This window comes from Pseudomonas graminis (assembly GCF_900111735.1).
Taxonomy (GTDB): Bacteria; Pseudomonadota; Gammaproteobacteria; order Pseudomonadales; family Pseudomonadaceae; genus Aquipseudomonas; species Aquipseudomonas graminis.
The window spans coordinates 1-8,625 of record NZ_FOHW01000070.1 but is presented as its reverse complement, the minus strand read 5'-3'; the positions used below and the strand labels follow the sequence as shown (position 1 = coordinate 8,625).

Annotated in this window: 1 protein-coding gene; it reads right to left on the bottom strand. The window is 63.4% G+C overall.

The window, feature by feature from the left end; translation table 11 throughout:
* A partial coding sequence (locus BMY98_RS27125; RefSeq protein ID WP_425438915.1) for a beta strand repeat-containing protein occupies positions 1 to 8,625 on the bottom strand: 8,625 nt, incomplete at both ends.

The window sequence follows — 8,625 nt, the reverse complement described above, 5'->3', positions numbered from 1 at the left end:
TTGTAGCCCAGGCCCGCGAGCAGGTAATCCGAGCTCATGAATTGCTTGAGGTCGGTGAGCACCGGGTTGGTTTCGATCAGGTATTTGCCGGTGCGCGCCGTGGCTGCGGTGGAGGGCAGGCCCTGAACTCGGGCGACGGTCTGGGCGGTCGCCGACTGGCCCGGGCTGATGCCGGTAGCGCTTGCGCCACTGATGCCGCTGGTCCCGGGATTGGGGGTAACGCCTGTTGCGCCCGGGATTCCGGAGAGGCCAGTAACGCCTGCTGCGCCGGTGACACCGGTTATACCGCGGACACCTGCTACGCCCCCAACACCCGTGACGCTTGCGACACCCGCGACCTGGTCGACGGCGGCAATGCCACCCGCGCCGGCCTGGTGGCTCGGAACGGAGAACCCTCCGTTGCCGGAATCACCCGGTGTTGAGACGTTAAAGGCCGATGCATCGGCGTTGATGGCCGACGGGGTCCGAGTTGAATCGCCGAGCTGCCGACCAGTGCTGAGTGCCTGACTTGCGGACGCGATTTGCAGGTTGCTGCCCTGCCTGACGGGAAGGGCCTGATCGCGTTGAGCCGCAGAAACACTGGCGCCTGTCATGGTCCAGCTTTGTGGTGCGGTGGTGGCTACAGTGACAGCGGCGTTACTGCCGCCCTGTCCGCTCAGGCGGAACAGGCCGTTCTGCCCGGTGGGCAGGCTAAATCCGGGGAGTGCAGTGGGGTCGACTTGCTTTTGCGCGAGGTCGGGTGGCAGTTGCGCGTTCAAGCGAACGACGACGGTCTGACCGGTGCCGTTGGCGTGGGTGTCGGCGACTTTGTTGGTGCCGCCGGCCGAGGCGTAGTCTTCGTGGATGACGCTGTTTTGCAAGTCTTTGGTGGCAGTGATCGCCACGTTTCCGCCCGCCTGGATGACGGCGCTGCGACCGGCGTTGCCCGTGCCGTCTTTGGCGACTTCGACGTCGCTGACCAATGTCATGGCGGTGACTGCGGTTGGCAGTTGCATGAGGTTTGCCGGGTCGTACTGCGAAGCCGGCGTGGTTCCCCATGCGTAACCTACAAGGGTAGCGGGATAGCGATAGCTGCCAATGACCTCACCCGTCACGGCATCCTTGACTCCGATGTATTTGTAATCCGTCCGCTCGCCTTTACCCCCTCTCTCGGTGTAAATCGCGGCGTACGGGACGCCGAGTTTCAAATCACCGTTGGCGTTGACGTAATAAACGTTTGGAAAGTCTGGATTGTTGCGCTGGTTGTACTCATCAATCGTAGGCAGGAAGCGTCTGACCGTCCCATCCGTAGAACCACCGTGGAAGAACGTCCGCGTGCGCTCAACGGTCCCGCTCACCGCGCCGATGTTCTTAACGTTATCCGCCTGGATCGAAATATTGCCGACGGCGCTAACCGTGCTCTTGCTGTTGATAAAGCTGCCGCCGGTGAAGTTGAAATCACCACCGGACGTCATCAGTGCCGAGGCGCTGGTGTCGTTGTCCTGGCCTGCGTCGAAGGTTTCGCGGGCGATGTAATTAACCGAGTAATGGTCACCGCTACAGTCAACACACTGCACCGCAATAAACCCACTCACCAGGGTGCGCCCAACCGCAAAGTTCTGCGCGCCGCCCGAACCCTCAGTACGGTTCTCGAACGCCGTGGCATTGATGGTGAAGGTGCCACCGCTTTCCATCGAACCGGAGACGTTGGAGACCTGGTCTGCACGTGCAGCCCCGTAACCACCAATTGTCAGATCACGCAGGCTGTAGAAATCGCCTTTCGTGTTGGTCAGGGTCCCGGTGTTCAGCTGCATGTTCGCGCCGCTGAAGATCAGGCCCTGATTGTTGTTGAGCGTAGGCGTCGTGATCGTCAGGGATTGGCCCGCGCCCAACGAACCGTAGTTGGTAACGCTGCCCGCGTTGACGAAGAGGTCCGCACTTGAAGTCAGGCGACCGTAGTTGACCACAGCCCCCGCCACATTGATATCCGTCCGCCCACCCCCTGCAATGGAAGTCGGCGCATTCAGATCCAGTCGATTCGCGCTCAGCCCCAGCGTCCCCAGGCTGGTCAGTCGGCCATTACCCGAATACCCGCCCGACAACGAGACATTCATCGCCCCGTCACTGGCGATCAACCCATCGTTGATCCAGTTCCCGCCGGTCCCGACAAACGCCGTCGACGCCAGCAACTGCCCCGCCGAGGTCTGGGTGAAGTTGTTGACGTTGACGTTCAACGTGCCGGCCTGAAGAACGCTGCTGTTGGTCCAGGTGTCGGCGTTGAGGGTCAGCACGCCACGGGTCACCAGGCTGCCGCCGGCGTTCATGACATTGTCGGTGGACACGCCGAAGTTGCCGCTGCCGACGTGCAGAATGCTGCCGCCCCCATTGAGGAGGCTGCCGACGCCCACCGCGAGGTCGGTGTTGGCGGTTTCCAAAGCGCCGTTGCGGTTGTCGAACAGGCCGCTGATGTGCAGGTTGGTCAGGCCGCTGGTGCCGAGGGCGCGCAGTTTGCCGGTCTGGTTGTCGAGGCTGGCGGCGCTGATGCTGAGGGTGCTGTCACTCTCGATGATGCCCAGTCGGTTGTTCAGCGCGCCGGCGAGGCTGAGGTCGATTTGCTGGCCGGCGATCTGGCCGTCGTTGTCGCCGCTGTTGTCGAAATTGTTGCCGGTGACGTTGATCCGCTGCCTGGCGTACAGGCCGCCGTTGCGGTTGTCGAAGTTGCCGCTGCCGGTGTTGATCAGCGCGTCGCCGCCCTGAGCCGACACCCGGCCGCCGTAGTTGTCGATGCCGGCCAGTGCGCGGATGTCGAGGTTTTGCGCCTGGGTGATGCCGCCCTGACGATTGACGTCGTAACCATTTCTCAGCACACCGGTGATGCGCGCGACGAAGGCACTCTGCAGGCTCGACAGCACGCCGCCACGGTTGTCGACGTTGTTGGCGGTCAGGTTGAGGTTGCCGGCCTGGGCGATGATCCGGCCGTTCTGGCCGTCGATGTCGCCGTTGACGGTCAGGTCCAGTGCGCCCTGGCTTTGCAGGGTGCCGCTACCGTTGGCAAGGCTCGCGGCTTGCAGCCTGAGGTTGGCGTTTTTGCTGTAGATCAGGCCGTCGTTGCCGTTCTGCACTGCGCCGCTGGCGTTGACCTGAAGCTGGTCGTTGGCGGCCACGGTGCCGCGATTGCTGTTGTCCAGGCCACCGGTGGTGAGGGTAAGCGCCCGCTGGCTGGCCAGTTGACCGCCCTGGTTGTTGATCTGGGCGGCGCGCTGGATCAGCAGATCCCCCGCGCTGGCGAGCTTGCCATGGGTGTTGGTCAGGGTGCCGAGCAGATCAAGGGTGACGGCGGTGTTACCCGCGACGGTGCCCGCGCTGTTGTCCAGGTCGGTGCCGGTGAAGCTGATGTTCTGTTGCGCGTTGACCGTGCCTGCCGCGTTGCCGAGGCCGGCGGCATTGATGGTCAGGGCGGCGCCGCTGTCGATCAAGCCGTTCTGGCCGTTGTTCAGCACGCCGCTGACGTTGAACGTCTGTCCCGCACCGCTGGACAGAATCCCGCCACGGTTATCGACGCTGGCGGCACGAACACTGAGGGCTTTCTGGCTGACCAGCGCCCCGGCGGCGCCATTGAGCAGCGCGCCCGTCAGGTTGACGCCGACGTCGCCACTACGGCTGGAGAGTGTGCCGCTGTTGCGGTTGTCCAGGGTTGCGCCACTGACGTTCAGCCCTGCCCAACCGGAGATGAGGCCGGCCTGGTTGACCAGCGTAGTGGCGTTGAGCACCAGGTTCTGGTTGCTGATCAGTCGGCCACTGCTGTTGTCCAGCGTGCGCCCGGTCAAGGTGAAACTCTGGGCGCTGGACATCTCTCCAGCCTGGTTGTTGAAGTCGCGCATCCGGTTGACGGTCAAGGCGCCTTTCGCGGTGATAAGCCCGCGCTGGTTGTTCAGGTCGGCGCCGTTGAAGTCCAGCGCCACGGCGCCGTCACCCAGCAGCCGTCCGCCGTTCTGGGTCAGGCTGTTGAGGGTGAGGGTCATGTCGCCCTTGGCCGAGACTTCACCGCCGTCGCTGGAATCCAGCGACTGAGCGTTCAGGTGCAGCGTGCCCTTGCTGTTGATCAGCCCGGTGGTGCGGTTGTCCAGCGAACCGGTGTGCAGGGTCAGGTCGGTGCCGGCCAGCAGAAGGCCGCCACGGTTGTCGAGATTGACGGCGGTGGCGTCGAGCGCACCAGTCGCGTTGATGAGGCCGTTGCTCTGGTTAGTCAGCAGGCCGTGAACGTTCAGGCCGAAGTCGCCGCGGCTGGTCAGGGTGCCGGCGCTGTTGTTCAGCGAGCCGGCATCAATGTTCAGGTTGGCTGCGGCGACCATGCCCTTGACGTTGGTCAACGCCTGGGCGACGCGGACGATCAGCGGCTGGTTGCTGAGCAGTTTGCCGTTGCTGTTGTCGAGGCTGTCGGCGCTGAAGGTGAAGCCCTGAGCGCTGGAGATTTCACCGCTCTGGTTGTTCACGCTGGCCAGGTTTTTCAGCAGCAGAATGCCGGGGGCGTTGATCAGACCGTTCTGGTTATTCAGTTGGCCGTGATTCACATCGAGGGTCAGGTCGGTGTTGCTGAAGAGCATGCCGCCCTGTTGATCCAGCCCGGTGACGCTGGCCGAAAGCGCGCCGTTACTGCCGATGCTGCCGCCGTCGAGGTTGCTGACCTGAGCCGCCACCATCTCCAGGGTCGAGGCGCTGCTGACGCGGCCGTTCTGGCTGTTGTTGAAGTCGCCGGTGTGCAACGACAGCGCGCCTTTGCCGCTGATGCTGCCGCCCTGGCTGTTGTCGAGGCTGCTGCTGTTGAGGCTCAACCCGCCATCGGTGACCAGCTTGCCGCCCTGATTGCTGATCGCGCCGAGGGTGTCGACGGTCAACGCACCGGCACTGGACAGACTGCCGCCGTTGTTGGCCAACGAAGCGCTGAGCACGTTCAGGGTGCCTTCGCTGTCGATCAGGCCCTGGCCGTTGAGCAGCGCGCCGCTGAGGCCCAGGTCGATTTTCTCCTGACTGACCAGGTTGCCGCCGCTGTTGTCCATCTGCGTGCCCGTGACCGTCAGCAATGACTTGCCCGACAACACGCCGTTGGTGCGGTTGAGCAGTTGATCGACGGTCACCGTCAGGGACTTCTGGCCGATGACGCGTCCTGCGTCGCTGTTGTCCAGACGCTGGCCTGTGACGCTGATGTCGTCCTGGCTGGACAGCTCGCCGCCGCGGTTGTCGATGCTGCCGACGTTCAAGGTCATGACGCCGTTGGCGCTGACCAGGCCGTCCTGGCGGTTGTCGAGGCTTGCGCCGGTGAGGTTCAGCGCGCCAAGGGCGATCAACTGGCCGCCCTGCTGTTGCAGGCCGCCGATGTTGGCGATCAGGTCCTGCTTGCTGGCGATCTGGCCCAGGCCGTTGTCGACGCTGGCGGCGTTGAGGGTCAGCTTGCCGTCGGCCACCAACGTGGCGTTGTGGTTGTTCAGGGCGTTGCTGACGGTGAGGTCGAACGCACCTCGGCTGCTGAGCAGGCCTTCGGTGTTGTCGAGGCTGTCGCTGCGGGCGTCAAGGGAAGCGGCGGAAATCACGCCTTTGACGTTATTGAGCGCCTGGGCCACGCGCACGATCAATGCTTGATCGCTGAGCAATTTACCGCTGCCGTTATCGAGGCTATCCGCGCCGAAGGTGAAGCCTTGGGTGCTGGAGATTTCGCCGTTCTGGTTGTTCACGCCTGCCAGGTTTTTCAGCAGCAGCGCGCCGGGGGAATTGATCAGGCCATTCTGGTTGTTGAGCTGGCCGTGGTTGAGGTCGAGGGTCAAGGCGCCGTTGCTGAACAGTTCACCGCCCTGTTGATCGAGGCCGGTCACGCTCGCGTTGACCGCTTTGGTCGCGGCGATGCGTGCGCCGTCCTGATTGGTGACCTGGCCTGCGGTGAGGGTCAAGGTGTCGGCGCTGGTGAGCTGTCCGCCGTGGCTGTTATCAAAGGCACCAGTGTTGATTGCCGCGCTGGTTTTGCCGGAGATCACACCCTGATTACGGTTGTCGAGGCTGGCACTGGCGAGGGTCAGGCCGCCATCGGTGGTGATCGAGCCGTGCTGGTTATTGACCGCGCCGGGGGTGGCGATGGTCAGCGCGCCCGCGCTGGACACGCTGCCTGCGGTGTTCGACAGCGACGCTGCCTTGAGGCTCAGCGCGGCTTCGCTGCTGAGCAAACCGGCGTCGTTGAGCAGCGCGCCGCCAAGGTCGACAGCCAGACCGTTCTGGCTCGCCAGGGTACCGGCGCCGTTGTCCAGCGTTGAGCCGCTCAGTTGCAGGGTGTCGCCAAACAGCATGCCTTTGGTGCGGTTGATCAGACGATCGACGTTGAGCTGCAACGCCGTACCAGCGATGACTTTGCCGACATCGCTGTTGTCCAGTTGCTGCGCGGTGATCGTCACGTCCTGCTGGCTGGACAGCTCACCGCCACGGTTATTCACGTTGCCGACGGTGAGTTTCAGCGCTTTTGTCGCGCCGACCAAACCGGCGCCACTGTTATCGAGGATGTTACCGGTTAGCGTCAGATTGCCCTGAGCGACGAACTCGCCGCCCTGCTGCGCGAGGTCGCCAACGTTGGCGACCAGATCAGACTGACTGGCGATGCGACCGGCGCCGTTACGCACGCTGTCGGCCTGGATCTGCAGCAAACCGGCGGCACTGAGCAGGCCGCTCTGGTTGTTCAATTGCTGGCCGAGGAACGCAATCCCGCCCTTGCCGCTGATCAAACCCTTTTGACTGTTATCCAGCGCATCGATGAGCAGCTGCATGTCCTGGGTGGCACGCACCGAGCCGCCGCGGTTATCGACCGTGGCGCTGCGCAGCGTCAACGCGTTCTGCGTCGACACAACGCCGCCGCGGTTGTCCAGGGACAGGCTTTGCAGCGCCAGCGCACCTTTGGACTGAATGCTGCCGCCCGCCTGATTGTTCAGCGCGCCGTTCAGGGTGATCGTGACATCGCCATCGGACACCACCGTGCCCGACTGACTGTTGTCCAGACTGCTTGCGGTGACGGTCACGCCATCGGCGGCACCCAGTGTGCCGCCCTGACTATTGATCGCGCCGCTGACGCCCAGGGTCAGGCGTTCATCGGCCGTGATCTGCCCGCCCGCGTTGTTCAGACTGGCCGCCGTGACGGTGCCGACCTGCGCCGCCGACAGCTCGCCGTTCTGGTTCGACAGTGCGGCGTCGACGACCACATTCAACGCCGCATCACTGCTGATGCTGCCATCGTCATTGAGCAGCGTGCCGGCGTGCAGGTCGATGCCCTTGGCGGAGATCAGCCCGCGGACGTTGCTCAGCTGCTCATTGACCCGAACGCTCAAGGTCTGTTTGCTGATCAGCGAGCCGTCGTCGTTTTGCAGGTTGTCAGCTGCGAGGGCGAACGCGTTGAGGCTGGAAATTTCGCCCGAGCGGTTGTCGACGCGGGCGAGGTTCTTCAACAGCAACTGCCCCGGCGCCGTGATAACGCCGCCCTGGTTGTTGAGCAGCCCGCCGTGGAGGTCCAGGCTGACATCGCCGTTGCTGTAGAGATGGCCGCCGTTGTGCTGGTCCAGCCCGGTGACAGAGGCCGTTAGTGCCTGCGCACTGGCAATGCGACCTGCGTCGCTGTTACCGACGTGCTGCGCCGTAAGCAGCAGCGCGCCGGTGCTGGTGAGTGTCCCGTTGCGGTTGTTGAACGCGGCGGTGTTGAGGGTGACGCCTGCCCCTGCGATTCGACCGCGGTTGCTGTTGTCCGCCTCGCCGGTTTGCAGGCTCAGGTCACTGACGCTGGTCAGCTCGCCCCCGCGGTTATCCACGCTGGCGGCGTTGATGCGGGTGCTGCCGTTGGCGGTGACCGTTCCCGATCCGTTGAGCAGTTGCCCGGCAATGTCCGCCGACAGGGCGCCAACACTGGTTACCTTGCCCTTCTGGCTGTTGTCGAAGGTTTGCGCAGTGATTGCCAGATTGCGGTTGCTGGTGATCAAGCCGCCGCTGGCGTTCCACAGTTGGCTGGCGGCTATGGACAGATCGCCCTGGCTCAGCACTTGACCACCCTCGTGGTTATCCAGGGTCGTCGTGTTGATCCGCACACCGTTGGCGGTGATCGACGCGCCGCCGTTATTGAGCAGCTGTCCAGAGATATCCGCAGACAATGCCGCCACACTTGAGATTTTGCCCTGTGTGTTGTTGTCGAGATCCTGCGCAGTGATCGAGAGATTGCCGTTGCTGGCGATCACGCCATTATTGGCGTTCAAAAGCTGACCTGAGGCGATGGTCAGAGCGCCCTGACTCAGCACCTGACCGCCCTGGCGGTTATCCAGCGTCGACGCTTTGATCTGTGCGCCATTGGCGGTGATCAAACCCGCGCTGTTGAGCAGCTGTCCGGCAATGTCCGCCGACAGGGCCCCAACACTCGAGATCTTGCCCTGAGTGCTGTTATCGAGATTTTGCGCCGTGATCGCCACGTTAGCGTTACTGGTGATCAACCCGCCGCTGGCATTCCACAGTTGGCCAGCGTTGAGGATCAAACCGCCCAGACTCACCACTTGACCGGCCTGGCGGTTGTCCAGTGTCGACGCTTTGATCTGCGCGCCGTTGGCGGTGATCACGCCGGCGCTGTTGAGCAGTTGT